The organism is Kitasatospora sp. NPDC059408 (genome assembly GCF_042751525.1).
Taxonomy (GTDB): domain Bacteria; phylum Actinomycetota; class Actinomycetes; order Streptomycetales; family Streptomycetaceae; genus Kitasatospora.
Genome location: NZ_JBHYWI010000016.1, coordinates 1 through 14053, shown reverse-complemented (window position 1 = coordinate 14053; position 14053 = coordinate 1). Strand labels below are relative to the sequence as shown.

General features: G+C 71.0%; 9 protein-coding genes. 4 read left to right on the top strand and 5 right to left on the bottom strand.

Features of this window, described 5'->3' with window-relative positions; all coding sequences use genetic code 11:
- Positions 1 to 186: 186 nt before the first annotated feature.
- Entirely contained in the window at positions 187 to 5541 is a 5355-nt protein-coding gene (locus ACFXDE_RS13250) for a glycosyl hydrolase family 18 protein (RefSeq protein ID WP_380493747.1), read from the bottom strand.
- Positions 5542 to 5837: 296 nt separating this feature from the next.
- Between ACFXDE_RS13250 and ACFXDE_RS13245 the strand changes: the two genes are divergently transcribed.
- Positions 5838 to 6929 (top strand): VWA domain-containing protein, encoded by a 1092-nt coding sequence (locus tag ACFXDE_RS13245; protein WP_380493745.1) that lies wholly within the window; start codon positions 5838 to 5840, stop codon positions 6927 to 6929.
- Here the strand turns inward: ACFXDE_RS13245 and ACFXDE_RS13240 are convergent.
- Together ACFXDE_RS13240 and ACFXDE_RS13235 are read right to left on the bottom strand one after the other, a co-directional pair.
- Positions 6919 to 8103 (bottom strand): HEAT repeat domain-containing protein, encoded by a 1185-nt coding sequence (locus tag ACFXDE_RS13240; protein WP_380493743.1) that lies wholly within the window; start codon positions 8101 to 8103, stop codon positions 6919 to 6921. The genes ACFXDE_RS13245 and ACFXDE_RS13240 overlap by 11 nt on opposite strands.
- Positions 8104 to 8199: 96 nt before the next feature.
- Complete coding sequence (locus tag ACFXDE_RS13235; RefSeq protein WP_380493741.1) at positions 8200 to 8913, bottom strand: flavodoxin family protein; 714 nt, start codon at positions 8911 to 8913, stop codon at positions 8200 to 8202.
- Positions 8914 to 9046: 133 nt separating this feature from the next.
- Here ACFXDE_RS13235 and ACFXDE_RS13230 point away from each other — a divergent pair, with 133 nt between their 5' ends.
- On the top strand, positions 9047 to 9952 hold the full coding sequence (locus ACFXDE_RS13230) for a LysR family transcriptional regulator (protein WP_380493739.1): 906 nt from the start codon (positions 9047 to 9049) through the stop codon (positions 9950 to 9952).
- A gap of 16 nt (positions 9953 to 9968) precedes the next feature.
- Here the strand turns inward: ACFXDE_RS13230 and ACFXDE_RS13225 are convergent, their stop codons facing one another.
- On the bottom strand, positions 9969 to 10391 hold the full coding sequence (locus tag ACFXDE_RS13225; RefSeq protein ID WP_380493737.1) for a hypothetical protein: 423 nt from the start codon (positions 10389 to 10391) through the stop codon (positions 9969 to 9971).
- A gap of 195 nt (positions 10392 to 10586) precedes the next feature.
- Between ACFXDE_RS13225 and ACFXDE_RS13220 the strand changes: the two genes are divergently transcribed.
- The gene (locus ACFXDE_RS13220) at positions 10587 to 10937 is read left to right on the top strand and encodes a MazG nucleotide pyrophosphohydrolase domain-containing protein (protein WP_380493735.1); all 351 of its coding nucleotides are present in this window, start codon (positions 10587 to 10589) and stop codon (positions 10935 to 10937) included.
- 7 nt (positions 10938 to 10944) lie between these two features.
- Here the strand turns inward: ACFXDE_RS13220 and ACFXDE_RS13215 are convergent, their stop codons facing one another.
- Entirely contained in the window at positions 10945 to 12204 is a 1260-nt protein-coding gene (locus ACFXDE_RS13215) for an enoyl-[acyl-carrier-protein] reductase FabV (RefSeq protein WP_380493733.1), read from the bottom strand.
- A 328-nt stretch (positions 12205 to 12532) separates the two neighbouring features.
- Here ACFXDE_RS13215 and ACFXDE_RS13210 point away from each other — a divergent pair, with 328 nt between their 5' ends.
- The gene (locus tag ACFXDE_RS13210) at positions 12533 to 14044 is read left to right on the top strand and encodes a hypothetical protein (RefSeq protein WP_380493731.1); all 1512 of its coding nucleotides are present in this window, start codon (positions 12533 to 12535) and stop codon (positions 14042 to 14044) included.
- Positions 14045 to 14053 lie beyond the last annotated feature (9 nt).

Genomic DNA, 14053 nt, shown 5'->3' with positions numbered 1-14053 from the left:
CCGCCGACCTCGGCCGGGGGGGCGGGCGGACCCGCCGGGGGGCGCACCGGGCGGCCCCCCCCCCTCCTACCGGCGGGGGGCCCGCAGGGGGGGGTTGGGGCCCCCACGGGTCACAGGTCTCGCAGGTCTCACGAGTCTCACAGGTCGTGCAGGTCTCACAGGTCGTGCAGGTCGTGCGGGTCGGGCTCAGCCCGTCGGGCCGAGGCGCGACCAGCTGTCGGACGGGTCACTGGTGTTCGGGGTCCCGTGGTTGTCGGGGCCCTTGGTCCACCACCGCGCCTTCCAGTAGTAGCCGTTGTACGAGACCACGGTCCGCGTGGCGCCGTCCGGGTCGCCCGCGACGATGGCCGTGCCGGGCTGCACGCCGCTGTTCCTGGGCTCGGCGACGAAGCCGGCGTAGGAGGTCAGCCCGTACGCGCTGCCGTCCTTCGGGACGCCGCCGCTGAAGGCGTTGCCCTGGGCGTCGAGGAAGCGCCACCACTGGCCGTTGCTCCAGTCGCAGTCGCGCACCGTGAGGCTGCCGAGGCGCTGGTCTGCGCCGAGGCACTGCTCGTGGCCGCTGGTCGTGCTCTTGATCCGGTACCAGCCGGCGCCGCCCTCCTCGCTGACGTTCCAGAGCTGGTTGGCGTTGCCGTTCTGCGAGTCGACCAGGTGGGCGGTGGTCCAGCTGCCCGGGTGGTCGATCACGTTACCGCTGTTGAAGTCCTGGATCTTCCAGAGGTCGCCGGTCTTCCACAGGGCGAACGGCGCGAAGGCCGGGTTGTAGGTGCGGGCCGGGTCCCAGGGCTCGGCCTGGCAGGACGAGCCGCCGGTGGCGCCCAGCGTGGCCGGGGTGGTGCCCTTGCGGGCGTCCTGGGCGAGCCCGTACTCCGTGCCGTTCACCTTGATCTTGAAGTTGGCCGGGCCGGTGATCGGCAGGTAGTACTTGATCCCGATGTCCCGCGCCTTCCCGGCCGGGACGTCCTCGCAGTACCCGAGCCTGATCGTCACCCGGTGGAAGTCCGCCTTCAGGCCGCCGACGTTCGGGCCGGTCCGGCCGGGCGCCACGGCGCCGGTCATCTCGTGCCAGGCCTCGTCCTTGATCAGCGGGGGAGTGGACGTCGGGATGTCGAAGGACAGCTCGGTACCGGCCGGGAGGGTCTGGCCGGTGTTGTTGGTGATCCGCAGCTTGGGCTGCATCGGCCACAGCTGCGCGTTGTCGGACGGGAAGTCCGCGAGCTCGGCCTTGACGTCCAGGGTCTGCTGCGGGAGCGCCTGGTCGCTGCGCACCGCGCCGGGCGCGCCGGAGCCGCGCAGGGTCTGGTCGACGAGGGTGGTCATGTCGTAGCCCATGCCCCACTCGCCGTTGGAGCGCTTGGTGTAGTCGCCGCCGAGCTCCCAGATCATCGCGCCGCCGATGCCGTTGTCGGCGATGTACTGGGCCTTGGCCTTGATCGACTGGTCGTCCTCGGTGGAGATGAAGACCTTCTTGGCGTCGTTCCAGAGCCAGGTCGACTGGGTGGCCGGGTCGAAGTTCCGCTCGTAGCCGCCGACCTGCTGGTTCGGGTTCACCCTGTAGTCCGGGAGGTAGCCCGGCCGGATCCCGTCCTGGAGGTTCTTGGCGTGCCACAGCGGGTTCGAGCCGGCCCCGACCTCGTTGCCCATGACGTCGGTGTCGTGCCACACGTTGTCGATGCCGGTGGCGCCGTTGCCGCACTTCTGGGCGAGCCCGGTGCCCGGCTGGCATTTGGACTGGTCGCCCTCGGCGGTGCCCCACAGGCCCTTGGTGCCGCCCGTGACGCCCTGCCAGCCGCGGGTGTAGTACGGGACGCCGATGTTGATGCGGCCGGCCTGCAGCGCGCCCCGGTAGTAGTGGTAGGCCCAGTCGGTGTTGAAGTAGCCGGTCTTCTGGTAGTCCTTGGTGTTCGGGTCGGTGTCGTTGTAGATCCCGGCGGCGGCCATCTCGTTGTCCTGGCCGCTGTCGTACAGCGGCGCCTGCGGGCCGACGTAGCTGTTCCACGAGCCGTGCAGGTCGTAGGACATCACGTTGACGAAGTCCTGGTACTGCAAGGCCTGCTGGTTCTCCTCGCCGCGCACCAGGTACCCGGAGGACGAGGCCGCCGAGGTCAGCAGGAAGTAGCGGCTGTTGGCGGCACCGGACTGGTCGAGCTTGGCGCGCAGCGTCTTCATCAGCGCGACGTAGCCCGCCTGGAGGCCGGCCCGGCGGGGGTTGGCGATGCCCTGGTCGTTGGGGTTGCCGGAGTTCTGGAGCGAGGCCGGGTACTCGTAGTCGATGTCGACGCCGTCGAAGCCGTACTGGTTCAGGAAGGCGGCGACGGAGTCCGCGAAGGTGTTGATCCCGGCTTGGTTGACCGAGCCGTCGGCGTTGGTGGCCATGGTGTAGAAGCCCTGGGTCTGGGCCCAGCCGCCGACCGAGATCAGCGTCTTCACCTGCGGGTGCTGGCGCTTGTACCGGGTGAGGAGGTTGAAGTGGCCCTGGTACGGGAGGGACGGGTCCATCTCGGCGCCCGCCACACCGGGCCAGGTCGTCTTGGTCGCCTCGTCACCGACGGCGATCCGGTTGTCCTGGCCGACCGAGGCGAAGGCGTAGTTGACGTGACTGACCTTCGACCAGGGGATGTTCTTGACGAGGTAGCGCGGCTCGCCGTTGGCGCCGGTGCGCCAGCCGGTGAAGTACCCGACGACGCGCTTGTTCCGGCCGCCGAGCCACTCCCGGCCGCTGGTGTCGTACACGTCGCAGTAGCGGGCGCCCGGGCTGGGCGTCATCCCGTCCGGGCGGCAGTCGCCGGAGGCGGCGGGCTTGGCCCGCCGGTCGTCCGGGGTGGCGTCGAACGGGTCGCCCGCGTCGGTGGCGGAGCCCACCGGGGACTCGCCGCAGTCCACCTGGACGGCGCGCGAGCCGTCGTTGCCGTCGGTGACCGCCAGGCACTTCTGGGTGGCCTGGTTGCGCAGCCACGTCCCGGCGTGGGTCCACTTCTGGTTGGGGTTCGGGCCGCAGCCCCACTGCTGCACGGTGCCGCTGGGGACGTCGACGTCCAGGCACTTGCCGCTGTTGGCGTTGACCACCCGGGACTGGTCGTCCAGGGTCCACTGCTGGTTCCTGCTGCCGCCGCAGCCCCACTGCTGCACCTTGGCGCCGTCCGCCTGGCCGTTGGTGCTGCCCAGGTCGACGTCCAGGCACTTGTTGGTGACCATGCTGCGGATCTCGCCGGGGCCGACGCTCCAGTCCCGGTTGTCCGTGCTGTGCTGGCCGGACTCGCCGCCGGCGGGGGTGAGCGTGACGGACGTGTTGTGTCCGATGATCTGGGAGATCAGCTCGCCGCCGGGATAGTCCATCATCATGACGCCGGTGCGGCCGCCGGTGTCGGAGTTCTTGAAGTAGTCCCAGGCCCAGTGGTTGACGCCCCACGTGCCCCCGGCGCCGCCGGCCACGCTGTACGGGTAGGCGCCGGCGCTGGCCCCGGTCAGGTAGTTGAAGTAGAGGGCGGTGTTGTCGGTGTCCGCGCGCGTCTTCGTCAGGTGCGCGAGGACCTTGTCCCACTTGGGCTTGATGTCGGCGACGGTCGGGATGTCGTAGTCGTTCTGGACGCGGGCGTCCACCGAGGCCGTCTTCAGCCCCCACTCGCCGTACAGGCCGCCGTGCGGGCCGCGGAAGGAGTTGAGCACGATCCGCCCGCGCACCTGGCCGAGCAGCGGCGTGTCGGCCGACTGGCCGCGCGTGACCGAAGGCGTCCAGAAGTACCGCTGGTAGCGGTCCACGTACTTCTGGAACTCGTCGCCCATCAGCTGCTGCGTCTCGGCGGTGGACAGCTCCGTCTTCTGCGGCAGCCGCGGACCGCAGGGCCGGTGCGCACCGACGATGCCGCAGTCGTCCGGGAGGTCCGGCCACACGGTCTTGTAGACGGTGTTCTCGGTCTTGAGGCTGAGCAGCACCGTCTCGGTGGGGTGCGCGTCGAGCCACTTGGTCAGCGGGTCGAGCACACCGAAGCCGAACGCCGCGTGCTGGCCCATGATCCCGTGCCACAACCAGAGCTTGTCGTCCGCGCTGTCGCCGTCGGGGTCGACCCGGATGTCGATCGACCGGATGCCGGCGTTCAACTGGTCGACGAGGGACGTCTGTTGATCGTTGTCCCACTCCTGCGTGGTGACGGCGTCACCGCCGTAGTGGGACATGGTCTCGTGCGTGCCGGGGATCGACAGCGAGCCCAGCGGGGCGGAGTCCTCGACGTTGTTCATCCACATCGGGTTCGAGGCGGTCTTGAGGCTCTCGTAGTAGGGCCAGCCGTAGGAGTTGGTCGCGGGGGTGTTGGGGGTGTTGCGGTACCCGTTCACCGCGTCGCTGCCGGGGCCGGCCGCGACGCACCCGAATGACTGTGGCCCCGAGGGCGGCGATTTGGGGTCGAGGAGCTGGGCGGCGACGTAGTTGAGGCACTTCTGCTGGGCCTGCTGCCCGAACGAGTTCGGGTGGATGGCCTCCTGGATGTCACCCCGCTGCGGGCTCGCCCAGAAAGGCAGGTACGGGATCCAGCGGACCCACTCCGCGTCGCGCGCGGCGATGGGGTTCGCCGCGTTGTCCTTGGTGGCCTGCTTGGCATCCTTGCTGCACAGTTCGTGGCCTTGGAAGAGTCGGCCGAGGTCGACGAACGAGGCTCGCTGATCGGCTGCCGCCGTGGTCAGCGCCGAGGACAGGGCCTGGATGACCCCTTCCCGCGCCCAGTCGACGTCCTTGTCCTTGAAGGGGCAGCCACCGTAGTTCCAGCGTGGCCACCTGGCGAGGTTGCCCTCGGGATCACGCATCAGGCTCGATGGCGGCAGGACACTGGGATAGGACTGCAGGACGAGTTGATACGAGTCGGCGGGGTAGTTGCCGGCCGCCATGGCCTTCTTGACCGCGATCAGGGCGTTCTCGACCTTGCCCTGGAGCTTCGCGAGGTCACTCTGGAAGGTCTTGTTGGTGGAACCGTCCGGCGCGCTGCAGGGAGACTGGAGGTTCGTCGCGTAGGCGAGGGCACAACTGCTGATGATGTCCGAGAAGTGGACGTCGTTCCCGCCGATCGACACCACGATCATCTTGATGCGCCGGTTCTTGTCCGCCGCGATCGCGGCGAGTTGATCGGCCTGTGACGTGGGCTCCTTCCACTTCGGATCCGCCGAGATGATGTTGTCCGTGATCGCTCCGGAGCAGGCCAGGTTGATGCGCTCGGGGTCCGGGCTGTTCGGGATCCGGACGCCGGTGATCTCGGCCATGGTGGAACGGTCACACTTGTTCCCCCCGGTGTCGTACGAGGTGTCGACGGTGCTGCCGTCCGCCCGGGGGATGTTCTTGTAGACGGAGGTGGACTGGTCCGTCCCCCAGAAGCCCGAATCATCCGTCTTGGCGTTCCCGGCCCATCGCCCGCCCTCGCCGGAGATGAAGCTGTCGCCCATCGAGATCACCACCGGATGGGCGTCCGGGTTGGGATCGGCCGCGGCGGACTGCGCGGGCGTCGCCACGGTCTGGGCGACCGCGGACAGCAGGGCCGTCGACAGGAGGACGGCCATGCCGCGGAGCAGACCCGGTGGTCGGCGCCGAGGCCGTGGTGGTGCGGAGGTGTGCACTGACGTGTCCTTTCCGGCGGCTCCCGAACGGGAACCGGACCGGGCGAGGAAACCGCGCTGACGTGCACAGGACGTCGACGTCGCGTCAACACGGGCGTCGGCAGCGGCGCCGGCGCAGGGTGTACGGGTCGTCAGAATCCGTGGAACCGCAGGTCGGAGCGTCATTGTCAGTGCCTCTCCATAGTGTGGAACCAACGTCGGAGGGGGCGCCGGAGAGGCGTCGGGAGAGGGGTAGGACCATGGCTGTGAACAGGATCAAGCACAAGGTCAACCACGTGTCGCTCGTGGTCGACAAGTCCGGTTCGATGCGCCAGCACGAGGGGCAACTCGTGCGGGTGGTGGACGAGTTCGTGAAGGGGCTGCAGGAGGAGTCGGACCGGCTCGGGCACGAGACGCGGATCAGCCTCTACGCGTTCGACCACGAGGTGCAGAACCTGGTCTGGGACATGGACGTCAAGCACCTGCCGTCGCTCAAGGGCCTCTACCAGGTCGACAACGGTGCGACGGCGCTGATCGAGGCGGCCGTGAAGTCCTTCGACGACCTGAAGAACATCTGGGAGGGCTACGGGGAGCACTCGTTCCTCCAGGTCGTCGTCACCGACGGCGAGGAGAACGCCTCCGGCTGCTCGGAGAACGGGCAGATGCACATCCGCATGAACGCCACCGAGGGTGCCGCCGTCCTGCGCTCGTGGACGGACCGGATCCGGCAGGCCATGGACGACCTGCCCGACCACTGGACCTCGGCGATCCTGGTGCCGAACTCCCTGGCCAAGCGCACCGCCCAGGGGTACGGGTTCCCGGCGGGCAACATCGCGATCTGGGACGCGGACTCCAGCAAGGGCGTCGAGGAGGCCATCGGCACCGTCAAGTCGGCCGCCACGAGCTTCCTGCGCGGGCGCGAGCAGGGTGTGCGCGGCACGAAGAACCTGTTCACCATGGGCCAGGACCTGAGCACGGCCGACGTGAAGGCCAGCCTCGACGCCCTGGACGCCGGCAAGTACACGCTGATCCCGGTCGACGAGCAGGTGCAGATCCGCGAGTTCGTCACCCGCTCCGGGCACGAGTACAAGACCGGCTGCGCCTTCTACGAGCTGTCCAAGCGCGAGAAGATCCAGGGCTCCAAGCAACTCGCCGTGGCGGAGAAGGACCCGGCCACCGGCAAGATGACGGGCCGGGTGTTCTCGGGCCCGGCGGCCCGTCAGCTCCTGGGCCTGCCGCAGTCGGAGGTCACGGTGAAGCCGGGGGAGAACCCGTCGTACACCGTGTTCGTGCAGTCGACGTCCGTCAACCGGAAGCTGGTGCCGGGCACCCGGCTGCTCGTCATCCGGTAGCCGGATCGGTGGTCGGGCCGGGGGCCGGGCCGGCGGCCGAGTCCGCCCGGCGCATGCGGTGCGCGGTGCGCAGGCCCTGTTTGGCGGCGGTCGCGACCAGGCCGCCGAGCGTGGTCCTGGCGGGGTCGTGGGCCACGAGGCGCTCCAGCACCGGCAGCGCGCGGTCGTCGGCGGTGGAGCCGAGGGCACGACAGACCAGGGCGCGCAGGTCCGGGTCGGGGTCGGTGGTGAGGGCGATCAGATCGTCGACGACTGCCGGGCCGAAGGCGGCTATGGCCGCGGCGAGGTGACCGGCCTTCGGGTTCCGGCGCTCCAGCATGGTCTGCCAGAGCGCGGCGAGTGCGTCGTCGCCGCCGATGTCGCCGAGGGCGCGGGCGGCCGCGGTGCGGACCCACCCGTTGTCGTCGTTCAGCCGGGTGGCGAGGGCGGGGACGGCGGTCCCGGCCCCGAGGAGGCCGAGTGCCTCGCAGGCGCCCTCGCGGGTTTGCGGGTCGGGGTGTTCCAGCAGGGCGGTGATCAGTGGGACGGCGCTCCGGAACCCGAGTTCGCCACAGGCGACCGCGGACCACCGCACCCCGCGGTGCCCGGTGTCGGCAACGGCCCGCAGGAGGCCCGGTTCGAGGTCCGCGTCACCGAAGAGGGCGATCCGGTTGAGGGCCTTCGTCCAGACGGTGACGTCCTGCGTGCGGTGGTCGGAGGCGACGTCGTGCAGGGCCGCGAGGGCCTGCGGGTGGCCGAGTTCGGCCCACTGCAGCAGCGCGTCGATCGCCCGGATGCGGGCAGTGCGGCCCGCCCGCAGCTCGGCGGCGTGGACGGTGACCAGGGAGGCCGGCCCGTCGGGCAGGTGGCCGAGCGCGTCCCCGAGCGGCCCCGCGAGCGAGGGTTCGAGCCCGGCGAGCCGCAGGGCGAGCAGGCCGATCCGCTCGCCGACGTCCTCGTCGTAGAGCGCGTTGCGGCACAGGTTGGCGGAGAGCTTGCCGACCGTACGGAACAACAGGAACGCGGGGTCGGCCCCGTCGAGGGCGTCGGTCCGGCCGGACATCGCCGCGGCGACGGCGGCCTGCGGGCGACCGGAGGCCCGCAGGACCGCCTCCGCCCACACGAGCGGTTCGGCCTGCTGCTCGTACAGGAGGCGGCCCCACAGACGGCGGATGGCGGCGCTGTCGTCGGTCATGCGGTGATCGTTCCACGCGGGGTGCCCCCGGCCAACGGCTTTTCACGGCCGTGGGCCGGGCGCGCCCCGAAGCCGGCGAGGGGCGGAACGACCAGGTCAGGCGGCGGCCGTCGCCCGGAGGGCGGCCGACAGGTCGCGGGCCTCGTGCTCGGTCATCCGGGGCGTCTCGTACGGCACCGCGTTGACCCAGCGCTGCGCCAGCCGCGCGATCCGCTCGCCGTAGCGCTCCGCCGTGATCAGGTCGCCGCGCGATCCGGCCTGCTCCGGGCCCAGGTCGGCGTGACTCTGGCTCATCAGGCCGAGCCACGAGCCCAGCCGGTTGACGTCGTCGCGGGTGCCGCCGCTCCAGTTGTTGCCCGGCATGTCGCCGACGCCGACCCACTGCATGCCCATCTGGGCACCGAAGACCGCCAGTTGCTCCAGGACCGTCAGCTTGTCGCCGCTCTGCGAGGCGGACATGGTGAACGCGCCGGCCAGCTTGTCCTTCCACGCCTGCGTCGTGAACGGGGTGAACGCCGCCTCCATGAACGCCTTGAACACCGCCGACACACTGCCCATCAGGGTCGGGCTGCCGAAGACGATCGCGTCGGAGCGGCCGAGCAGCGCCATCACCTCCGGATCGCGCCAGCGGCCCGCCGTGACGTCCTCCGCCCGGATCTCGACGACGTGCACCTGCGCGCCCGGCACCACCCGGGCCCCGTCCGCGAGGTGCTCGGCCAGCACCCGGGTGTGCCCGTGCACCGAGTGGTAGACCACCGTGACGGTGACGGTCGGTGCATCGTGCTCACGGTCAACGCTGTTGACTGTCATGACTGTTCACTACTTCCGTTCGTGGGGAAGCCCTGCTTGCCCCACCATCACAGCCTGCCCGCGGCACGGCATCAACGCCGAACTCCGGCATGCAGCGATCGGCCCCGCCGATCGATCGCGCTAGCCTGGCCCCGTGGACAGGATCGAACTCGAAGCATTCGTCGCGGTCGCGGAAGAACTCCACTTCGGTCGCGCCGCCGCACGCCTGCACCGCGGGCAGCCCACCGTCAGCGACGCCGTCCGACGGCTGGAGAGCGCTCTGGGCGGCCGGCTGTTCCACCGCACCAGCCGACGGGTGACACTGACCGACCTCGGCGAAGCGCTGCTGCCCGACGCCCGGGCCACCCTCGCCCAGCTGCGCCGCTTCCAGCAGCGCGGACGCGCCCTGGCCGCCGGCGACCGGGCTCGCACCACTCTCGTCGTCGCCCACGCCGAATACACCGGCCAGCAGCTCCTGTTGCGCTGCCTCCCGCAACTGCGCGACCGGTTCCCCGACGTGACGATCGTGCCGGAGTGCATGCCGACCACGGCCCAGCTCACCGCCCTGCGCGCCGAGACGATCGGCCTGGGCATCGGCTGGGCGGCCGGCGGCATCAACGGCGTTCGCGCGAGGGTGCTCTCCACCGAACGCTTCGTGGCACTCGTCCCCGCCGCCCACCCCCTCGCCGGGCACGCCGAGTTGAGCGCGGCCGAGCTCTCCACCACCGACCTGCTCACCTGGCCCCACCAGATCAACAGCGGCCTCTGCGACCGCCTCCTGGCCGCCTTTCAGATCGGCGGAGCCGACCTCCGCATCATCAGGACCGCCGACAGCGTGCAGGCCATCGCCGCCCACGTCGCGGCGGGCGCGGGCATCGGCATCACCGTCGAGTCCGCCCTCGACCACGAGCCGCCGGGACTGCGCATCATCCCCCTCACCGGCCCGTCGACGACCGTCGACCAGGTCGTCCTCACCCCCACCGACCCGACGGACACGGCGACGGCCCTGCGCGACCTGCTGCTCCACGCCTCGAAGGAACCGGCGCTTGCGGATCTCTGACGCCGCTGCCCAGGTGTCAGCCCTTGGCGGCGGGAACCGGTTCGCCCGTGACGCCGTCGACCAGCGCACGGCTGCCGAGCGGCCGGGCCAGGTGCGTGCTCAGCCGGGCCGCACCGCCGTCCTCGCAGCCGATGTCCGGGCCGGAGGCATCGCGGCGTTTCAGGACGATCGTGACCCGGTCGGCCGCTTCGTGGGCGACCAGGTCGGGCCGGTAGTCGCAGCCGCCCCAGTCGACGTGGAGAGAGACCGTGTGGCCGTCGGAGCCGACCGACACCGCGCCGACGCGCGGGTCGTCCACGGCGATCGGGCCCAGCACCGAGGCGTCCCGCACCTTGTACGGCAACGGGTAGGGATCGCCCCAGACGTAGCACGCCGCGACTCCGGCCGCTGCCACGCCCGCCGCGACCAGCCAGCGCCTCTCCCGACGCGTGAGTTCCATCCTCAGGCCCTTCCCCCGTGCTGTGGAGCCGGCACTGTACCGTCACGGAGGCCGCGGCGGCGCACCCCGATCGCGAGGCCGGTCACACGCGGAGCGTTTGAACCTCTGCCTGCTCACCGGCCGCGCGGTCGGTTGACAACCGCGCGGCCGGGGACGAGGGTCGACTCCCTGATCGGGTCGACGGGGGAGAGACCGATGAACCTTGAGGAGCTGAAGCGTCAGGCGCTCCGCGTCCACGACCTCTATGACGAGCTGAACCGCCGTGAGCGCGGCCGGACGTGGACGCGCGGCGACTTCATGCTCGGATTCGTCGGGGACGTCGGCGATCTGGCCAAGCTCGTCATGGCCGAGGAGGGCGTGCGCGACGTCCCCGGTGGCCGGCCGGCGCTGGAGCACGAACTCGCCGACTGCCTCTGGTCGGTGCTGATCCTCGCCCACCACTACGACGTGGACCTCGAAGCCGCCTTCCGCCGGACCATGTCCGACCTCGGCGCGTCCATCGCCGGCAAGCTCGCCGCCGCCGACGGTGAGCACACGGGTTCCTGACGGAACGTCAGTCGACGGTCGGCCATGGCACCGTCGTCTCGGCCGGGGCGGTGTAGTCGGTGCCGGGGACGTCCCAGCCGTAGAGGCGGCCGACCTGGGCCCGGAACCAGGCGGTGTCGGCGAGTTCGGGCAGGGTGTCGGTGGTCGCGGCGGCCCAGCGTTCGTGGACGGCGGCCTGCACCTTGTCGTCCATCTCCCAGCCGTCGAGGCGGATCCGCTGCTCCTCGTCGAGCTGCAGCGGTGCCGCGCCGGTGAGCTGCTGCCACAGGGCGGTGGCCTGCTGGGCGGTGCTCTGGAAGCCGTCGCCGAGGACGGCGTGCAGGAGGCTGGTGTAGAGGGCGATGGACGGGATGGCCGTGGAGGCCTGGGTGACGGCCGCGCCGGCGACCACGGTGTGGGCCCGGCCGCCGAGCGGGGCGAGGTCCTGCTGGAGGCGGCGGGCGGTGTCCTCCAGGTGCCGCTTGGCCGCGCCGATGGTGCCGGCCCGGTAGATCGGCGCGGTGAGGTCGGAGCCGACGTAGGTCAGGGCCACCGTGTGGAAGCCGTCCCCGACGAGGCCGCGGTCCGTCAGGGCGTCGATCCACAGCTTCCAGTCGACGCCGCCCATGACCTGCACGGTCGCGTCGCGTTCCGGGTCGGCGGCGGGCGCGAGTTCGAGTGAGCCGACGAGCGGGGTGTCGCCGTCGAACTGCAGGGTCTTGGCCCGGTAGGCGGAGCCCAGGGGCTTGATCACGGAGTGGTGGACCTCGCCGGTGCCGGGGTCGGTGCGGCGGGGCGCGGCGACGCTGTAGACGAGGTAGTCGACCTTGCCGTACCGGGTGGCGAGATGGTCGAGCGCCTCGTCCTTGGCGGCGGCGGAGAAGGCGTCCGCGTTGAGGAACGCGAAGCCGCCGTCCGTCCCGGCGAGCTCCGCCGCGCGGGCCGTCCGGTACCAGCCGGCGGAGGCGGTGCGGCGTTCGGTCTCGGGGGCCTCGAAGGCGATGCCGAGCCCGCGCATGCCGTACGTGCGCAGCGCGGCGACGGTCGCGGCGAGGCCGTAGCCGGCGCTGGAGCCGATGATCAGGGCGACGGGCCCGTCCGCGGCGGCCGGGTCCGCGGCCGCCGGGCGGGTGCGTGCGGTGTCGGTGGGTGCGGTGTCGGTGGGTGCGGTATCGGTGGGTGCAGGGGTGCGCTCCCAGAGCTCGTCGACGACGGCGGCGCAGCCCCCGGGGTGGGAGTTGAGGTAGAGGAAGCCCCGGTTGCCGGGCTCGATCTCGCGGAGGGTCATCGGTGTCCTTCGTGCCTGGTGACGAGCGTCTTTGTCTTCATCCTGTCGGGTGAGCGGGTGCGGGTATGTGGCGACATGCGCCAGGGTCCGCTCGCGAATCTTGTCGGAGCCGTCCCTACGCGCGCGACGCCTTCGTGGGCGACCGCGGCGACGGCCTGTCACCTGCGGTTTCGGGGGAGGGCGGTTCGCCGGAACGGCTCTGCGTGGCTGATTGACTCCCCCTCGGACGGGCCGGAGGCTGAATTGATCTGACGCTGCGTCAGATCAATTGATCCGATGGAGGATTGCTGTGAGACAGAGACCGGTTCCCCGCCGCACCAGACCCCTGATGGCGCTGCTCGGAACGCTGGCGCTGGCGGCGGGCGGACTCGCCCCGGCGGCGGCCGCGTACGAGCGGGGAGGCCCGCAGGTGCTGCTCGTGTGCAACGGCAGCACCGCAGCCTGCCCGAGCGGCGCCGCGCAGCAGTACGGGACCATCCAGGCCGCGGTCGACGCCGCACGCGGCGGTGACTGGGTGCTGGTCTGGCCCGGCGTGTACCACGAGAAGGCCACCGCCGAGGCCGGCGTGCTGATCACCACCCCCGGCGTCCACCTCCGCGGGCTCGACCGCAACCGGGTGGTCGTCGACGGCAGCAACGGCAGCGCGGCGCAGCCCTGCCCGGCCGACCCGGCGCTGCAGGACACCACCGGTCGCAGCGGCGTTGTCGTCTCCAAGGCCGACGACGTCTCGATCGAGAACCTCACCGTCTGCAACTACCTCTCCGGTGCCGACGGCAGCGGCGGCAACGAGATCTGGTGGAACGGCGGCGACGGCAGCGGGCAGATCGGCCTGCACGGCTACCACGGCGCCTACCTGACCGCGACGTCCGGCTTCGGCGCGGCCGACCCGAACGCGTCCATGGCGCAGTACGGCATCTTCGCGTCCAACGCGACGGGCCCGGCGGAGATCGCGCACACCTACGCGTCCAACATGGGCGACTCCGACTACTACGTGGGCGCGTGCCGCGACATCTGCGGGGTGACGCTCCTCGACGCGCACGGGCAGAACTCGGCGATCGGCTTCTCCGGTACCAACTCGGGCGGCTACACCATCAAGGACTCCGAGTTCGACCACAACCGCAGCGGGATCGTGGCCAACTCGCTCAACAACGACGACGCGCCCCCGCCCCAGAACGGCAGCTGCCCCGGCGCACCGCAGCGATCGTGCACCTTCATCGAGCGCAACTTCATCCACGACAACAACAACCCGAACTCCCCGCTCTCCGGGCTGGCGGGCGCGATCGGCGCCGGCATCGAGATCTCGGGCGGCCACGGCGACACGATCCGCGGCAACCGGATCCAGCAGCAGGGCAGTTGGGGCGTCGTCCTGCACGACTTCCCGGACAGCGAGACACCGCCGCCGCTGAGCACCTGCCAGGGCGGGACGCAGCTGCCCGGCGTCTGCGTCTTCACGTCCTACGGGAACCTGGTGGCGGCCAACGAGTTCGGCCGCAACGGCTTCTTCGGCAACCCGACCAACGCGGACCTCGCCAACGAGTCGACGACGGCGCCGCACAACTGCTTCGTCGGGAACCACGGGACCGACGGCGCCGCCCTCACCAGCGACCCGGCGTCGATCCAGAGCCGCACGGTGGACGGTCCGCCCTGCGGTGAGGGTGCCGGGGTCGGCGACGACCATCTGCTCTTCGGCGAGTTGGTGTGCGCGGCGGGCTTCGGCCCGTGCCCGATCCCGGACGCGGCCTATCCGCAGCGCACCGGTCTCGACCTGGCGCCGCTCACCGCGCAGGCGAGCATGGAGCGCCCGTGCGCGGGGCTGCCCAGGAACGCGTTCTGCGCGTAGGTGCCGACC

Excerpts from the sequence above, each read along its gene's own strand:
- ACFXDE_RS13235 (WP_380493741.1), bottom strand. The coding sequence starts at position 8,913 with ATGACAGTCAACAGCGTTGACCGTGAGCACGATGCACCGACCGTCACC.
- ACFXDE_RS13215 (WP_380493733.1), bottom strand. The coding sequence starts at position 12,204 with ATGACCCTCCGCGAGATCGAGCCCGGCAACCGGGGCTTCCTCTACCTC.
- ACFXDE_RS13240 (WP_380493743.1), bottom strand. The coding sequence starts at position 8,103 with ATGACCGACGACAGCGCCGCCATCCGCCGTCTGTGGGGCCGCCTCCTG.
- ACFXDE_RS13245 (WP_380493745.1), top strand. The coding sequence starts at position 5,838 with ATGGCTGTGAACAGGATCAAGCACAAGGTCAACCACGTGTCGCTCGTG.
- ACFXDE_RS13250 (WP_380493747.1), bottom strand. The coding sequence starts at position 5,541 with ATGGCCGTCCTCCTGTCGACGGCCCTGCTGTCCGCGGTCGCCCAGACC.
- ACFXDE_RS13220 (WP_380493735.1), top strand. The coding sequence starts at position 10,587 with ATGAACCTTGAGGAGCTGAAGCGTCAGGCGCTCCGCGTCCACGACCTC.
- ACFXDE_RS13225 (WP_380493737.1), bottom strand. The coding sequence starts at position 10,391 with ATGGAACTCACGCGTCGGGAGAGGCGCTGGCTGGTCGCGGCGGGCGTG.
- ACFXDE_RS13210 (WP_380493731.1), top strand. The coding sequence starts at position 12,533 with ATGGCGCTGCTCGGAACGCTGGCGCTGGCGGCGGGCGGACTCGCCCCG.